Origin of the sequence: Roseovarius roseus, from assembly GCF_043355935.2 — a bacterium.
In the GTDB taxonomy this organism is placed as follows: Bacteria; Pseudomonadota; Alphaproteobacteria; order Rhodobacterales; family Rhodobacteraceae; genus Roseovarius; species Roseovarius roseus.
Genome location: NZ_JBHFPE020000005.1, coordinates 85,850 through 100,333 on the forward strand (window position 1 = coordinate 85,850; position 14,484 = coordinate 100,333).

The following is a 14,484-nucleotide window of genomic DNA, read 5'->3' on the forward strand; positions in this document are numbered from 1 at the left end:
CCAAGAGCGGGTGTATCAGATGACGACCTTGGCCTTCGCTATTCTCCTTGTTGCCAGCCTTGCGGCCTATGCCCTGAACCGGCGCGCCGCGACAGGCATCCGCGATGGCGGCGCAAGGCTGCATTCGGTGTCGAATTACCACGGCCTTTTCGCGCTGCTGCTGATGCTGGTGCCGGTGATGGTCGTGATCCTGGCGTGGCTGGTGCTGCAGGGGCCGGCGGTCAACGCGATGGTGATGGGCGGGCTGCCCGCGGGCACGCTGGAGGAGCTGGAAAAGGGCCAGGTCGATCTGATCCTTGCCGAGATCCAGTCCATCGCCCGGGGCCGTGTATTTGGCGAGCCCGAGCCGTGGAAACTGGCCGCCGCCGAGCGCCTGACCGAGCTGCGCCAGTTGGCCGCGCTTGGCCTTGTGCTGGTGACGGCGCTTCTGTGCCTCGCCATCATGGTCTTTGCCCGCAAGAAGGTCTCGGCCGAGTTCCGCGCGCGCCAGGGGGTCGAGCGGATCGTCTCGGGGCTGATGATCTTCTGCTCGGTCGTCGCCATCTTTACCACCGTGGGCATCGTCGCCTCGCTGGCCTTCGAGACCTACAAGTTCCTGCGGCTGGTGCCGCTGACCGAATTCCTCTTTGGGCTCAACTGGGAGCCGCAGATCCCGATCCGCGCCGACCAGATCGCCGCTGCCGGCGCCTTTGGCTGGATCCCGGTGATCGTCGGCACGATCGTCATTACCATCGTCGCCATCGTCATCGCCGTGCCCATCGGCCTGCTATCGGCCATATATCTTTTTGAATTCGCGCCAAAGCGCATTCGCGGCGTGGCCAAGCCGCTGCTGGAAATCCTCGCCGGGGTGCCCACAGTCGTCTACGGCTTTTTCGCGATCCTCGTGGTGGCCCCAGCGATCCGCAGTTTCGGGGCGTCCATGGGCATTCCCGTCGCGCCCAATACGGCGCTGGCGGCGGGCGGGGTGATGGGGATCATGCTGGTCCCGTTCATCTCGTCCTTCGCCGATGACGCGCTGTCGGCGGTGCCGCGGGCGATGCGCGACGGCGCGCTGGCCCTTGGCGCCACCCGCGCCGAGACGGTGCTGAACGTGCTGTTTCCGGCGGCCATCCCCGGCATCGTCGGCGGTGTCCTCTTGGCCGTCAGCCGCGCCATCGGCGAGACGATGATCGTGGTCATGGCGGCGGGCCTGATGGCCAATCTCACGCTCAACCCGCTGGAGAGTGTGACCACCGTCACCGTGCAGATCGTCACGCTGCTGATCGGGGACACGTCCTTTGACAACCCCAAGACACTGGCCGCCTTCGCCCTAGGGATGATGCTGTTCCTCGTCACTCTTGTCATCAATATCTTCGCGCTCCGGATCGTCCGGAAATACCGCGAAGCCTACGATTGAGGCTCTGATTCATGACCGATATCCCCTCTGGCTCCCTCCCCCGGACCACGATGGACAAGGTGCGCGGCAGCCTGGCGCGGCGTCATCGCAAGCAGGTGTTTCTGCAGGCTCTCGGCATCACGGCGATCAGCCTTGCCTTCCTGATGCTGTTCATCCTGCTCGCCTCGCTGATCTCGACCGGCTACAAGGCCTTCACCCAGACCGAGATCACGCTGGACATCTTCATCGATCCCGAGGAGATCAGCGCGGAACGCTTGCCGCGCGGCAACTTCGATGATGTGCTGGCTGCGGCGGTGGCGGCGGACCTGCCCTCGGTCGACCCTAGCGACCGCGCGGCGATGCGCGTGGTGAGCGGCATCCTTTCGAACGGCGCCCAGTTTCAGTTGCGCGACCGCGTTGTCGCCGACCCGTTGCTGATCGGCCAGACCATCACCCTCGGCGTTCCCGTCTCGGACCCCTATGACCAGCTCTACAAGGATCTGCTTGACCGCGACACGCCCGAGAGCCTACGCCGCCTCGATGACACGCAGATCGCCTATTACGACCATTTGACCGAGATTGGCGCGATCACCTCCAGCCTCAATACCGGCCTTCTGACCAATGCCGACAGCCGCTTTCCCGAGCTGGCGGGCCTCAAGGGCGCGATCATGGGATCGTTCTGGGCGCTGCTGACCTGCTTTGTGATCTCGTTTCCCTTGGGCATCGGCGCGGCCATCTACCTTGAGGAATTCGCGCCCAGGAACAAGCTGAGCGATTTCATCGAGGTCAACATCAACAATCTCGCCGCCGTGCCGTCGGTCGTCTTTGGCCTCCTGGCGCTGGCGGTTTTCATCGGCTGGTTCGGAATGCCGCGCTCGGCGCCCTTCGTGGGCGGGCTGACCCTGGCCCTGATGACGATGCCGACGATCATCATCGCCACGCGCGCCGCGCTCAAGGCCGTGCCGCCCTCGATCCGCGAGGCGGCGTTGGGGGTGGGTGCGTCCAAGCAGCAGGTGGTCTTTGGCCATGTCGTGCCGCTGGCGATGCCCGGCATCCTGACGGGCACCATCATCGGCCTGGCGCAGGCCCTGGGCGAGACGGCGCCGCTCCTGCTGATCGGGATGAACGCCTTCATCACCTCGGCACCCGCGACACCCTTTGACAGTGCGACCGCCCTGCCGACGCAGATCTTCATCTGGGCCGACAGCCCCGAGCGGGGATTTGTCAGCCGCACATCGGCGGCCATTCTCGTGCTGCTGACCTTCCTCATCATGATGAACGCCATCGCGATCTACCTGCGCAGCAAGTTTGAACGCAAATGGTAAAACACCCGAAAGGAGAGGCCGTGAACGACCTCAGAGCCATCACCCGCGATGTAGACACCTACGCCACCAAGATCAGCGCCAGAGGCGTGCAGGTCTATTATGGCGACACCCACGCGATCAAGGATGTCGAGGTGGATATCAAGGAACGCTCGGTCACGGCCTTCATCGGCCCGTCGGGCTGCGGCAAATCCACCTTCCTGCGCTGCATCAACCGGATGAACGACACGATCGACATCTGCCGGGTCGAGGGCGATATCCGCATCGACGGCGATGACATCTATGACCGCAGCATCGACCCGGTGCAGCTGCGCGCCCGCGTCGGAATGGTGTTTCAAAAGCCGAACCCGTTTCCGAAATCTATCTATGACAACATCGCCTACGGCCCCAAGATCCACGGCCTTGCCAGGTCAAAGGCCGACATGGACGAGATCGTCGAGCGGTCCCTGCGCCGCGGCGCCATCTGGGATGAGGTGAAGGATCGCCTGCACGCCCCCGGCACCGGCCTTTCGGGCGGTCAGCAACAGCGCCTTTGCATCGCGCGTGCCGTCGCCACCGACCCCGAAGTGCTGCTGATGGACGAGCCTTGCTCGGCGCTAGATCCCATCGCAACCTCGCAGGTCGAGGAACTGATCGACAATCTGCGCGAGAAGTACACTGTGGTCATCGTCACCCATTCGATGCAGCAGGCCGCGCGGGTCAGCCAGAAGACCGCCTTCTTCCATCTCGGCAGCCTCGTCGAATACGGCGATACCGACGAGATCTTTACCAGCCCCAGGGACAGCCGCACCGAAAGCTATATCTCGGGCCGGATCGGATAGGAGAGACGCCATGGACACCAAACACATCTCCAGCGCCTTCGACCGCGACCTTGAAGGCGCGCAGGCCATGGTCATGCGGATGGCCGGCCTTGTCGAAGAGGCAATGGGCCGCGCGGCGGACGCGCTGGCTGAGCAGGACGTCGAGAAGGCCGAGCAGGTCCGCAAGAGCGACCGCGCCATCGATGAGCTGGACGAGGCGATCAAGCTGGACTGCGCCCGTATCCTCGCCACCCGCGCGCCCACTGCGGGCGATCTGCGTATTGTGCTGTCAGTGATGAGTATCGCCACCAATCTGGAGCGCTGCGGCGACTACGCCAAGAACATCGCCAAGCGCACCATCATACTGGCGGACGGCACGCCAGTTGAGGGCATCTCATCCGCCCTGCGCCGGATGCAGAAGATGGTCGGCGCCATGATCAGGGACGCGATCGACGCCTATATCCAGCGCGATGCGGACAAGGCCGAGGAGGTGCGCGCGCGCGACTGCGACGTGGACGAGATGTACAACCTCGTCTTCCGCTCGCTGCTGACGCATATGATGGAGGACAGCCATCAGATCACCGCCTGCATGCACCTGCATTTCATCGCCAAGAATATCGAGCGGATGGGCGACCATACTACCTCGATCTGTGAGCAGGTGATCTACCTCGTCACAGGCGATCTGCCTGACGAGGACCGGCCCAAGGGCGACCGCACCTCGCTGGCCGCCATGGACGGACCGGACGGGGCATGACGGCAGGCCAGCCCACTATCCTCGTCTTCGAGGACGAGACCGCGCAGCGCGAGCTTCTGGTCTATAACCTCGAAAGCGCGGGGTTTACCGTGATCTCCTCGGATACGGGCGAGGGGGCGCTTCTAGCCGTCGAGGAACATGCGCCCGATGTGATCGTGCTGGACTGGATGCTGCCGGGCGTGTCGGGCATTGAGATCTGCCGCCAGCTCAAAGGGCAGGTGGCGACGCGCAGCATCCCCGTGATGATGGTCTCGGCGCGCAGCGAAGAGGGCGACCGTGTGCGCGGTCTGGATACCGGCGCGGATGACTACCTGGCCAAGCCCTATTCGGTTGCCGAATTCCTGGCCCGCGTGCGCACGCAACTGCGCCGGACCCGCCCGACGCTGGCCGGCATGCGGCTGGAATACGAGGATATCGTGCTGGACGGCGAAACGCACCGCGTCTCGCGGGCGCGGCACGACGTCCCGCTGGGCCCGACCGAGTTTCGCCTGCTGTCGACCCTGATGGAAAAGCCCGGCCGCGTCTGGAGCCGCGAGCAATTGCTGGACCGGGTCTGGGGCCGCGACATCTATATCGAGACGCGCACCGTCGATGTGCACATCGGGCGACTGCGCAAATCCATCTGCTCGCATGGCGGCGCCGATCCCATCCGCACGGTGCGCGGCGCGGGCTACGCGCTCGGTTGATAGCTCAGCCAAGCCTCATCGCAATCGCCGCGTAGTTTGGTCATGCCCGTTACCACTTTTCCGCGCATTCACGCGGGAAATTTTTTACCGAACGTTAAAAAATCTGGGGCGGCGGCGCGGGAATGGTTGACGCCTATGCCGCAGTGCTGCCTATTGATGCGCACCGGACCCGGCCTCACCCGAATTAACCAAGGGCCGGCGCGCGTCACGAATCTGTTGCAAAGACATGCACATATGCGCGGCGCGACCAACCGGAAAACCCTTAGGGAGAGACCCATGAAAAACCATCTGCTCACACTGACCGCCAGTGTTGCCACCACCGCGCTGCTGGCCTCGGCGGCCTCGGCCGACACGCTGCGCCTGCTGACATGGGGTGGCTACGCCCCGGAGAACGTCATCGAGAAATTTGAGGCCGAGACGGGCCACACCGTTGAAGTCACCATGTCCAACAACGAGGAAATGATCGCCAAGCTGCGCGCCACCGGCGGCGGCGGCTTCGACCTTGCCCAGCCCAGCCAGGACCGCATCGCAGGCCCGCAGGCCGAGTTCGGCATCTACAAGCCGATGGATCTGAGCCAGATCAATGCCGATCTCTTCATCCCCTCGATGCTGGACGCGACCAAGACCAACACCACGGTCGATGGCGAAGTTTACGGCGTCCCGCATATTTGGGGTACCAGCGGCCTGATCGTGAACAGCGCCGAGGCCGAGGGCGTCGCCGATTACACCGACCTGTGCGATCCCGCGCTGGAGGGCAAAGTGTCCTACCGTCTCAAGCGCCCGACGCTGATCGGTTTCGCCTACTCGATGGGCCTAGATCCCTTTGCCGCCTATGGTGACGAGGCGGCCTATACGGACATCATGGAACAGGTCGAGGCCAAGCTGGTCGAGTGCAAGCCCGTCGTGAAAACCTACTGGTCCGGCGGGGATGAGCTCTTGAACCTCGTGCGCTCGGGCGAAGTTGTCGCCGCGATGGCATGGGATACCGGCGGCTGGAAGCTGAACAGCGACAATGCCGATATCAACTTCGTCGCGCCTGCCGCCGGTGCGCTGGGCTGGATCGACACCTTTGTCCTCCCGGCCAAGGGCCAGGCCGATCAGGCCGCCTATGACTGGATCAACTTCGTGATGCAGCCCGAAGTGGCCGCGATGATCACCGAATCCGCCGGCAACTTCACCGCCTCCGCGGGCGCGGACGAGTTCGCCTCGGATGCGCTGAAGGCGCAGTATCAGGCCAGCTTCCCGCCCGAGGCCGTGGACAACATCAAGTGGTATCCGCCCGTCCCCGCCGGCCTTGAGGCCATCGAGGGCGGTGTGCTGGACCGGGTGAAGGCCGCTCAGTAACCACCACACTCGCGGGCGGCCCCTGATTTGGGCCGCCCGTTTTTTAAGTTTGGAAAGACCTATATGACCGCTGTCCCCGATCTGGAATGCACCCATCTCACCCGCCGTTTCGGCGAGACGCTGGCGGTCGATGACGTCTCCTTCTCGGTGCCTGCGGGGTCGTTCTTTTCGATCCTCGGCCCTTCGGGTTGTGGCAAGACCACCATCATGCGGATGATCGCGGGCTTTCTGGAGCCCACCTCGGGCGACATCGAAATCAAGGGCCGCTCGGTCCTGGACGTGCCGCCCAACAAGCGCCCGGTGAACATGGTGTTCCAGCATCTGGCCCTTTTCCCGATGATGAATATCGAGGACAACATCGGGTACGGCCTGCGCCGCGCCGGCAATTCCAAGGCCGAAATCGCCCGCAAGGTGGACGAGGTGCTGGACCGCATCGGCCTGCCCGGCATCGGCAAACGCAAGACCGACGAGCTGTCGGGCGGCCAAAAACAGCGCGTCGCCATCGCCCGCTGCATGGTGCTGGAGCCTGACGTGCTGCTGCTGGACGAACCGCTCGGCGCGCTGGACCTCAAGCTGCGCGAGCGCATGAAGGTCGAGCTGAAATCTCTGCAGGCCGCGTTCGACACCACCTTCGTCTATATCACCCATGACCAGTCCGAGGCGCTGGTGATGTCCGACCGCATCGCCGTGATGAACCACGGCAGGTTCGAGCAGGTCGGCACGGGTCAGGATCTCTATTACCGGCCCGAAACCGCCTTCGTTGCGGGCTTTGTCGGTGACAGCAACCGCTGGCGCGCCACGGTCGAGCGCGTCGAGGGCGGCGTCGCGCAGCTGCGCACCGAGAGCGGCCTGACCATGCGCGCCGCCGCCAAGGATGGCGTCTCCAAAGGTGCGCCGGTCGACATCTTCGTGCGCCCCGAGGCGATCCGGATCGGCCGCGACACGGCGGCTTTGGCGCAGTTCGACAATCAGCTTTCCGGCAAGGTCGGCAGCCTCCTTTTCAACGGTGCGGCCAGCCGCATCATCGTCGCCGGTGAGGCGGGCAGCGAGGTCGAAGTGACCCTGCCGCAATCCGGTGAATTCGCGGATTTGCAGCGCGGCGCGCCCATTCATATCGGCTGGTCCGCCGAGCAGGCCATTTGCTTTGCGGCGGGCGAGGCATAGCCGATGGCCAGTAGCGCGCGCCTCGGTTTCATCCTGCTGCTGACCCCGCTTCTGCTGTGGCTCAGCCTCCTGATCATCATCCCGCATGTCGACATGCTGATGCTGTCCCTGCGCGAGCGTGTGGGCGTCGGCGAATACGCACCCAGCATCGCGCAATACACCACCATCCTGACCGAGCCGCTCTACATGCGCACCTTCCTGCGCACCGCCGTCATGTCGATCCTCGCCACGCTCATCACGCTGCTGATCGCCTTCCCGGTCTCCTACTACATCGCCAAGATGGTGCGCGGCCGCGCCCGCTCGGTCCTCTTCCTTCTGTGCCTCGTGCCGTTCTGGGTGTCGGAACTTGTCCGTACCTTCGGCTGGATGATCCTCTTGCGGGAAACCGGCGTGATCTCGCAATTCCTGCAATGGTCCGGTATCGTGAGCGGCCCGGTGGAAATGCTCTACAACGACGCGGCCATAATGACCGGCCTCGTCTATACGTCGATGCTTTTCATGGTCGTGCCGCTCGTCACCACGCTCGACAGCCTCGACGATGCCATTATCGAGGCGGGCTATGACCTCGGCGGCTCCAGCTGGTCGGTGATGCGCGAGATCGTCATTCCCCACGCGGTGCCCGGCATCGTTTCGGGCTGCATCGTCGTCTTCATGCTATCGCTCGGCAACTACCTCACCCCCACCATGCTGGGCGGCAAGGACAGCCTCTGGTTCACGGAAATGATCTATTCGCAGTTCATCGTGCGCTTCAACTGGGAGCTGGGCGCCGCCTTCGGCTTCATGCTGCTGGCTGCGTCGTCCTTCATCATCTGGGCGATGCTGCGGCTGACGGGCCAGACGCTGGAAAGGACGATGGGCTGATGATCCCCACCATTCCCACCCCCCGCGCGCTGAACGTGATCTGGACCGGCTATGTCACGCTCTTCTTCATCTACCTGACGCTCCCGCTGCTGGTCGTCGCCATCTTTGCCTTCAACGACAGCCAGTTCCCGTCCCTGCCGTGGGAGGGGTTCACGCTGGATTGGTTCTTTGGACAGTCAGACCCCAAGATCGGCGTCTTTCACGAGCGCAGCATCCTTGGCGCCATCGGCACCTCGGCCCTTGTCGGCGTTTGCGTCGCGGTCCTCTCGGTCGCCGTCGGCACGTCCAACGCCTTCCTTTTCAACCGCTACAGGTTCCGCCTGCGGGGCCTTCTTTACGTGCTGATGCTCCTGCCGCTGGTCGTGCCGGGGATCGTTCTGGGCATCTCGATCCTGGTCTTTTCGTCGACGGTGGCCAATGGCCTCTGGGACTCCGCCAAAATCGACGCGCAGGTCCTGCGGCCCGGCCTCGTGCTGGTCATCCTCGGCCAGTTTTCGTTCATCACCACCATCGCCACGCTGGTCATCTCGGCCCGGCTGCAGAAATTCGACAAATCGCTGGAAGAGGCGGCACTGAACCTTGGCGCCAATCGGCTGACGGCGGTGCGCACCATTACCATCCCCTTCCTGATGCCCGCCATCGTCGGCGCGGCGGTGGTCGCCTTTCTGATGAGTTTCGAGAATTTCAACACCACGCTCATGCTCGTCGGCTCGGACGCGCCGCTGACCATCGCGATGTTCGACCGCCTGAAAGAAGGCTCGACCCCGCTTCTCAACGCCGTGTCGCTGCTTCTGATGATCGGCTCGTCGTTCCTGGCGCTTGTGATGATCGCCTTTCAGCGGCGCGGTTGAGGCGGCTATTGGTGGCGCAGCGCGTCGATCGGGTTCATCCGGGCGGCGCGGCGCGCGGGGAAATAGCCGAAGATCACGCCGATCACCGCTGAAAACCCGAAGGCCAGCAAGGTGATGACCGGGTCGGGCGAAAACGGAATGTTCAGCAGGTTGGCCCCGATCAGGCCCAGTGTCAGGCCCAGCAGGATCCCGATCAGCCCACCCAAGAGCGACAGCACCGTCGCCTCCACCAGGAACTGCGTCAGCACCTGCGGCTCGGTCGCGCCCACGGCCAGGCGAATGCCAATCTCGCGCGTGCGCTCGGTCACCGACACCAGCATGATGTTCATGATCCCAATCCCGCCCACCAGCAGGCTGACCGCCGCGACGGCGGATAAAAGCCCCGTAAGAACGCTGGTGATGCCGGTCAGCATCGAGGAGATCTGCTTCATGTCGAAGACGTTGAAATTATCCTCCTCGCCATAGGAAATGCGCCGCCGCTCGCGCATCAGCCGCTCGATATCGGCCTGCGCCTTTTCGGTGGAAATGCCGTCCTTGACCGCAGCAAAGATCATCGACACGTCCTGATTGCCCGCCACCCGGCGGTGAAAGGCGCGGATCGGCATCAACAGCCGGTCATCCTGATCGCTGCCGAAACTCGATGCCCCCTTGGCCTCCAGCACGCCGATCACGCGGCAGGAAATCTGGTTCAGCCGGATCACCGCGCCCAAGGGGCTGGCGGCACCGAAGAGCTCCTTTCGCACCGTCTCGCCCAGGATGCAGGCCGCCGTGCCGCTGCGCAATTCGCTGTCATAGAATTCGCGCCCCTCCGACACCGGCGATTGCGTGGCAACCAGATAGCGGTTGTCGGTTCCGGTGACGGTGGTCGAGTAATTCGTGTTGCCGTAGATCGCCGTCATCACGGACGACACGGCGGGCGTCGCCACATTGACGCTGCCGATCTGCGTCTCGATGGCCTCCACGTCCTTCAGCGTCAGGCTGGGCGCGCTGACCGGCGCGCCGCCCGGCCCCGATTGCGCCTGCCCGGGCCGGATCATCAGCAGGTTGGTCCCCAGCTTGGACACGTCCGATTGCACCTGCGCGGTCGAGCCTTGGCCCACCGTCACCATCGCGATCACCGCCGCCACGCCGATGACGATGCCCAGCACCGTCAGAAAGGACCGCATCGCGTTACGCAGGATCGCTTGCAGGGCCAGTCGGACCGTCTCAAGAAACATGCGCCGCCTCCCGCGCCCTGTCCGGCAGGACGGTATCGGATTCGATCTGCCCGTCGACGAAATGGATCAGGCGCTGCGCGTATGTGGCCATGTCCGGCTCGTGCGTGACCATGACGATGGTGATGCCATCATCGCGGTTCAGCCGGGTCAGCAGGTCCATGATCTCGCCGCTGCGCGCCGTGTCCAGGTTGCCCGTCGGCTCATCCGCCAACAGAACATCGGGCCGCGTCACAATGGCGCGCGCGATGGCGACGCGCTGTTGCTGCCCGCCCGACAGCTGCGACGGATCATGCCCCTCGCGCCCGTCCAGCCCGACACGGGCCAGCGCCTCGCGCGCCAGCGCGCCCCGCTCGGCGCGGGCCATGCCCTGATAGATCAACGTTAGCTCGACATTGTCCAGCGCCGAGGTGCGCGCCAGCAGGTTGTATCCCTGAAAGACAAAGCCCAGATAGTTGCGCCTCAGCAGCGCCCGCTGATCGCGCCCCAGATCGCCCACCTCATGACCCAGAAACCGGTAGCTGCCGCTGGTCGGCGCATCGAGGCAGCCGATCACGTTCATCGCCGTCGATTTGCCCGACCCGCTGGGGCCCATGATGGCGACGAACTCGCCGCTTTCAATCGTCATGTGCACATCGCGCAGCGCATGGACCTCGGCATCGCCCGCGCCATAGGTCTTGGTGATGCCCTTCAGGGCAATCAGCGGCGCGTCCCTCATTCGGTTGCCAAGTCCACGACCAGCCGGTCGCCCTCGCTGAGGGGTCCGCCGGTGATCTGGGTCAGCATCCCGTCCGATGCGCCCACGGTGATCTCGGCAGGGGCGATCCCGCCCGCCTTAAGCACCCAGACCGTGCGCACACCGCCGGTATTCTCGGCCGTGCTGGCCGGGGCGTTCGACGGACGGCGCAGCACCATGCCCAGCAGACCGCCCCCGCTCGCCTCCTCGTCCTCCTCGGGTTCGGCGGGCGGGGCAAAGCGCAGCGCGGCGTTGGGCAGGGCCAACGCATCCTCGATCTGCGCCACGGTGATCTCGGCGGTCGCCGTCATGCCGGGGCGCAGCAGCAGATCGGCATTGTCGATGGTCAGGATGCCCGTATAGGTCACCACCCCGTCAATCGTCTGCGAGGCATAGCGCAATTCCGAGATTTCCGCCGGAAAGCTGAGGTCCTGATAGGCCTCGACGGTGAACTCGGCCACATCGCCCACCTTGACCTTGCCGATATCGGCCTCGTCGATATCCACCTGCAGCTCCATGCGCGTCAGATCCTCGGCGATCGAGAAGAGCACCGGCGCCTGCAGCGACGACGCCACGATCTGCCCGACATCCACGTTGCGCTCAAGCACCACCCCGTCGATGGGCGAGCAGATGCAGGCCTTGGCCAGGTTCGCCTCGTCCACCTTCAGATCGGCGGCGGCGACGCGCATATCGGCCTCGGCACTGGTCAGCGCGGCCTCGGCGCGGGTCAGCTTGGCCCGCGCGGCCAGAACCGTCTGCGCCGTGGTCACGCCGCGCCGGTCCAGCTCGACCGCGCGGTCGTAATCGTCGCGCGATTCGGTCAGCGTCGCCTGCGCCTCCTTGATGCGGGCCTCGCGCGCGGCCAGCGTGGCGCGGCTATGCTCCAGCTGCGCCTCCAGCTTATCGGTGTCCAGCTCGGCCAGTACCTGACCGTTGCTGACGGGGCTGTTGTAATCCACCGCAACGCTGCGGATCGTGCCGCTCAGCTCGCTGGATATCTCGACCAGATTGGTCGGCTCGACCGTGCCGGTGGCGGTGACCGTCACCGTGATCGGGCTGCGCACCACCGGCTGCGCGCTATAAAGCGCGCCATCCTCCGCCGCGCCGCCCACCAGCCACAGCCAGCCGCCACCCAGGACAGCTGCGGCCAGGGCCAGCCCGATAAGCCAGCGGCGCGCGGAATGACCGCCGCCCCCTTGGGCGACGATCTGGTCTATGCCGGTCTTTTGCCGCGCGGCCATGGCGCGCCTCCTTGTATCAAGCCTTCCGCCTCGGTCTGCCGGATGCGCGCGGCGCCGGCCATGATGCAAATCCAACGGGCCATCTGCTCAGGCCCGCGCAATCAATCCAGCTCGTCAAAGGCGCGCATCGCCTCGACGCCATAGACGGTGGACGGCCCGCCCCCCATCATGATCGCGACGCCGACCATCTCGGCCACCTCCTCGCGCGTGGCGCCGGCCTTGCGCAGCGCGGCGACATGGGCGGCGATGCACCCGTCACAGCGCGCGGCGATGGCGATGCCCATGGCAATCAGCTCCTTCACCTTACGGGACAGAGCGCCGTCCTTGGTCGCCGCGCCCACAAGCTCGCCAAAGGCCTTCATCTGCTCGGGAATGTCGCCTTTCAGCTTGCGGTATCCGTCGTGATATTCGCTGGCGATCTCGGTGTAGTTCTTCATGGAAATGGTCCTTTCGATGGATTTGCCCGACGCCTACGGCGTCCCGTTGGGCCGGGTTTGATTTTCGTCAATTTGCGGACCGCTCGGGGGCCAGCCGGTCCCAGACGCGCTCGGCCACTTTTGCCGCCGGGCCATCGCAGCGCACCCGCACCCAGGTGACCGCGCCCACATCGCGCGTCGCCATTTCCGCCAGCACCCTGGCATCCGCGTCCGACGCGTCATTCCGGCGCGCCTCGACGCGGCCCCTCAGAGTGTCCAGCCCGCCCTCCAGCCAGATTCCGTCAAAGCACAGGCCTGCCGCCACGGCTTCGTAGGCGGCGCGGTCCTCAGGGTTCAGATGCGTGGCGTCCATGATGACGGACATCCCGGCAGCCAGGTAGTTCTCCGCCTCGGCGCGCAGCCGCGCGTAGACGCGTGCGCCGACCTCTGGCGCGTAGGCCTCATCCGGCAGCGGCTCCAGGGCCGGCACGCCGAACATGCGCTTGCGCTCCACATCGCTGCGCAGGTGCCGCGCGCCGGGCGGCGGGGCCAGCCGATGCGTCACCGCGCGCGCGATCGTCGTCTTGCCGGTGCCCGACAGCCCGCCGATCGCCACCAGCCGGGGCGGCACGGGGTCAAGGCACGAGAGCGCCAGATCCAAGTACGCTTCCGCCGCAGAATGGGCCGCCCGGTCCTCGGGGTGCAGCCGGTAGGCCTGAATACCCACCATCGCGCGGATTGCCGCCCGCAGCCCCAGGAACAAGGGCAACGCCCGCAGGCCCGCCGGATCGAAGGCGGAATCAGTGTCTATATAGCTGTTCAGGGTCTGATTGGCCGCCTGCATCAACCCGCGCTGCATCATGTCCATCAGCAGAAACGCCAGATCATAAAGCGTGTCGCAAGTGCCCAATTGCTCGTCGAATTCCAGCGCATCGAAGGGCGTCGGCACACCGTCCATCAGCACGATATTGCGCAGGTGCAGATCGCCGTGGCAGCGTCGGACATGCCCCGCCTCGGCGCGGGCGCGCAGAATGGGCGCGGCGGCCTCGAACTGGCGCCGCAGCCCCGCATCCAGCGCGGAAATCCGCGCCGCGCCAAACTCGACCTTCATGTCGGCAAAGGCCGCCTGCATCTGTCGCATGACCCCTTCGATCAGGCCGGCGCCATCCACCTCGCGCTGCGGGCTGGCGGCGTGATAGCGGGCGATGGCTGCGCCCATCTCGCGCGCCATCTCCCCCGTCAGATCGCCCCGTGCGGCGACATTCGACATCTCGTCCGAGGCCGGAAACCGCCGCATTCGCAACAGCCAGTCGACCGGCGCGCCATCGCCGCCCACGGCCAGCGCGCCCGCGCTGTCCCGCGTCACCGGCACCAGATCTCGGTAGATGCTGGGCGCAAACCCCTTGTTCAGCTCCAGCTCGCGCGCCAGCATCTGGCGGCGCAGATCGGGCGTGGAGTAATCGAGGTAATCATACCTGACCGCCCGCTTCATCTTGTAGGCCGTGTCCTGCGTCAGAAAGACCAGCGCGCCATGCGTCTCGATCACCTCCGCCACAGCGCCCGCCTCCAGCGCCCCCCGCGAGGACAGGAACGCCGTCACCTCGGCCTGCGACTTGCCGTCCTGCGCCATTTCCCTCAACCCCCCGTTGCCGGATCATATTTGGTCGGCAGCATAAACGTCGCGCACCCCCCCGCGCCTTGACCTCGCGCAATCGCGGGG

General features: G+C 65.1%; 14 protein-coding genes. 9 read left to right on the forward strand and 5 right to left on the reverse strand.

Going from position 1 to position 14,484, the window contains the following annotated elements; genetic code table 11:
* Nucleotides 1–19 precede the first annotated feature (19 nt).
* The 9 genes from pstC (at nt 20) to ACEWPL_RS10465 (ending at nt 9,157) form a co-directional block, all read left to right on the forward strand.
* Nucleotides 20–1,396 carry a phosphate ABC transporter permease subunit PstC gene (pstC, locus tag ACEWPL_RS10425; RefSeq protein WP_393934384.1) on the forward strand — a complete coding sequence of 459 codons (1,377 nt, stop codon included), beginning with the start codon at nt 20–22 and terminating at the stop codon, nt 1,394–1,396.
* A gap of 11 nt (nt 1,397–1,407) precedes the next feature.
* Complete coding sequence (gene pstA, locus ACEWPL_RS10430) at nt 1,408–2,700, forward strand: phosphate ABC transporter permease PstA (RefSeq protein ID WP_393934383.1); 1,293 nt, start codon at nt 1,408–1,410, stop codon at nt 2,698–2,700.
* Nucleotides 2,694–3,518: a phosphate ABC transporter ATP-binding protein PstB gene (gene pstB / locus ACEWPL_RS10435; RefSeq protein WP_393934382.1), complete on the forward strand. Its 825-nt coding sequence runs from the start codon at nt 2,694–2,696 to the stop codon at nt 3,516–3,518. The genes pstA and pstB overlap by 7 nt, the downstream gene beginning before the upstream one ends.
* A 10-nt stretch (nt 3,519–3,528) precedes the next feature.
* A complete protein-coding gene (phoU, locus tag ACEWPL_RS10440; RefSeq protein ID WP_393934381.1) occupies nt 3,529–4,251 on the forward strand; it encodes a phosphate signaling complex protein PhoU in 723 nt (240 codons plus the stop codon).
* Nucleotides 4,248–4,937: a phosphate regulon transcriptional regulator PhoB gene (gene phoB, locus ACEWPL_RS10445; protein WP_393934380.1), complete on the forward strand. Its 690-nt coding sequence runs from the start codon at nt 4,248–4,250 to the stop codon at nt 4,935–4,937. Before phoU ends, phoB begins: the two co-directional genes overlap by 4 nt.
* Nucleotides 4,938–5,213: 276 nt before the next feature.
* Nucleotides 5,214–6,281, forward strand: a complete 1,068-nt coding sequence (locus ACEWPL_RS10450; protein ID WP_393934379.1) for an extracellular solute-binding protein — start codon at nt 5,214–5,216, stop codon at nt 6,279–6,281.
* A 63-nt stretch (nt 6,282–6,344) separates the two neighbouring features.
* A complete protein-coding gene (locus tag ACEWPL_RS10455) occupies nt 6,345–7,445 on the forward strand; it encodes an ABC transporter ATP-binding protein (RefSeq protein ID WP_393934378.1) in 1,101 nt (366 codons plus the stop codon).
* A gap of 3 nt (nt 7,446–7,448) precedes the next feature.
* On the forward strand, nt 7,449–8,306 hold the full coding sequence (locus ACEWPL_RS10460; protein ID WP_393934377.1) for an ABC transporter permease: 858 nt from the start codon (nt 7,449–7,451) through the stop codon (nt 8,304–8,306).
* Nucleotides 8,306–9,157 (forward strand): ABC transporter permease, encoded by an 852-nt coding sequence (locus ACEWPL_RS10465; protein ID WP_393934376.1) that lies wholly within the window; start codon nt 8,306–8,308, stop codon nt 9,155–9,157. Before ACEWPL_RS10460 ends, ACEWPL_RS10465 begins: the two co-directional genes overlap by 1 nt.
* A gap of 5 nt (nt 9,158–9,162) precedes the next feature.
* Here ACEWPL_RS10465 and ACEWPL_RS10470 read toward each other — a convergent pair whose 3' ends face one another.
* From ACEWPL_RS10470 to ACEWPL_RS10490, 5 genes are all read right to left on the reverse strand, one after another.
* A complete protein-coding gene (locus ACEWPL_RS10470; protein WP_393934375.1) occupies nt 9,163–10,374 on the reverse strand; it encodes an ABC transporter permease in 1,212 nt (403 codons plus the stop codon).
* On the reverse strand, nt 10,364–11,089 hold the full coding sequence (locus ACEWPL_RS10475) for an ABC transporter ATP-binding protein (RefSeq protein ID WP_393934374.1): 726 nt from the start codon (nt 11,087–11,089) through the stop codon (nt 10,364–10,366). The genes ACEWPL_RS10470 and ACEWPL_RS10475 overlap by 11 nt, the downstream gene beginning before the upstream one ends.
* On the reverse strand, nt 11,086–12,348 hold the full coding sequence (locus ACEWPL_RS10480) for an efflux RND transporter periplasmic adaptor subunit (protein ID WP_393934373.1): 1,263 nt from the start codon (nt 12,346–12,348) through the stop codon (nt 11,086–11,088). Before ACEWPL_RS10480 ends, ACEWPL_RS10475 begins: the two co-directional genes overlap by 4 nt.
* Before the next feature lie 101 nt (nt 12,349–12,449).
* Nucleotides 12,450–12,785, reverse strand: a complete 336-nt coding sequence (locus tag ACEWPL_RS10485; protein WP_393934372.1) for a carboxymuconolactone decarboxylase family protein — start codon at nt 12,783–12,785, stop codon at nt 12,450–12,452.
* 67 nt (nt 12,786–12,852) lie between these two features.
* Nucleotides 12,853–14,394: a bifunctional aminoglycoside phosphotransferase/ATP-binding protein gene (locus ACEWPL_RS10490; RefSeq protein WP_393934371.1), complete on the reverse strand. Its 1,542-nt coding sequence runs from the start codon at nt 14,392–14,394 to the stop codon at nt 12,853–12,855.
* Nucleotides 14,395–14,484 lie beyond the last annotated feature (90 nt).